The organism is Vibrio sp. Vb0888 (genome assembly GCF_033338835.1).
Classification (GTDB): Bacteria; Pseudomonadota; Gammaproteobacteria; order Enterobacterales; family Vibrionaceae; genus Vibrio; species Vibrio alginolyticus.
The window spans coordinates 1-1315 of record NZ_JAWOTL010000162.1 but is presented as its reverse complement, the minus strand read 5'-3'; the positions used below and the strand labels follow the sequence as shown (position 1 = coordinate 1315).

Here is a 1315-nt window from a genome sequence, read left to right as displayed (position 1 = left end):
TATTCTTTGTTCACATTTTTTTGGCGCTTTGCCGCCATAATGACCTTACCCACTAGTTCAGAGTGAAGCGTATGGAAATGAAGAAGGCACACCTCTCATCACGCATTGTCCAATCAGGCCTCAGCTTAGGAGGGCTATTGCTGTGCGCCCAATTTTCAGCCCCGGTATTGGCCGATGACTTTCTTTGTCAGGCGACTCAAGCGAGCGACAAAGAACTGCCGATGCTAGAGAAAAGTTGCCCAATCGGTCAGGGTGTTTGGGGAAAGAAAGTGCCGCAAAGAGGCAATGATTTCTATTGGATTCAATGTGGCTTGCTGCCTAAACCAATGCCACTTGCCAAAGCCAAACCCATTTATAGCAAAATCACCACCGATGTTTGGATGAAGCCCGAAACAAAGGGCTATCGTTGTCTTATTGGGCCTTATACAGAATTTTCTAAAGCGTCTGCTGATTTGCGAGGAGTCAAAACCTTGTCGAACTATCGCGAGGCATTTATTCGTGTGGTTGGCAAAGGGAGTGACAACACCGTGAAGCAAACGCAGCCGTCATCAAAGCCGACTCCTGTCGCCAAACCAAACGTCGCCCCGAAGCCTGTTGCGCCAGTCGTGGCCAGTCGTCCAGATACCGAGGCGTTTAAAGCTTCTGCGACAAAAACAACAGCGCAGCCAGTTACGGCAAAAGAGCCGAAACCGAGCACGACAACAAAACCGGTAGCGAAAGCAAAACCAACACCGAGCGTAAAAGGCAATGGAGAGGTGGAAGTGCGCTTGCGAGCGTCTCTACATGGCAAAACGTATGTCGTGCCTTACCTGTTAGATAATCAGTTTTATATGGAATATGGTAAGCCGTGGAATCGACTCAACTACGAAAGCTCGCAACAGATTTGTCAGCAGTTGGGCATGTCGCTCGCCACGGCGACTGAATTTAAAGCGTTGCGAGATTCTGGTGTGATGGAGAAGAACAAATGGCCGCTGCAATTGCCATATTGGGGTAAAGATAAGAAAGGCTTGTTTGCCGATCGAGAACCAAATCAGTTAACCGGCACGTCGTTGTTGAATGTGATGTGTGTGAAGTAGCGGTTGTTCATCCTTAATGTATTCATACATTTTAGGACGAAACATGCTTGTCAAAACGAAGAAAGCCCCGCGATGCGGGGCTTTTTTGCGGTCTCAAATATTGTTGCTACTTGAGAGGTGTTTCTTTGTGACAGTTTGAGCAAATGTACACTTCTTTGATACCGACAAATCGTTCCCAGAAGGTTCGACGTCTTCTACGTAAATGCACACTGTCGCAACAAGGGTTGACGATGGTTGCT

At 47.7% G+C, this 1315-nt stretch carries 1 protein-coding gene; it reads left to right on the top strand.

The genetic code is table 11. The features are described 5' to 3' along the window. Nucleotides 1–71 precede the first annotated feature (71 nt). A complete protein-coding gene (locus tag R7P72_RS24695) occupies nucleotides 72–1076 on the top strand; it encodes an SPOR domain-containing protein (RefSeq protein ID WP_140293062.1) in 1005 nt (334 codons plus the stop codon). Nucleotides 1077–1315 lie beyond the last annotated feature (239 nt).

Excerpts from the sequence above, each read along its gene's own strand:
- R7P72_RS24695 (WP_140293062.1), top strand. The coding sequence starts at position 72 with ATGGAAATGAAGAAGGCACACCTCTCATCACGCATTGTCCAATCAGGC.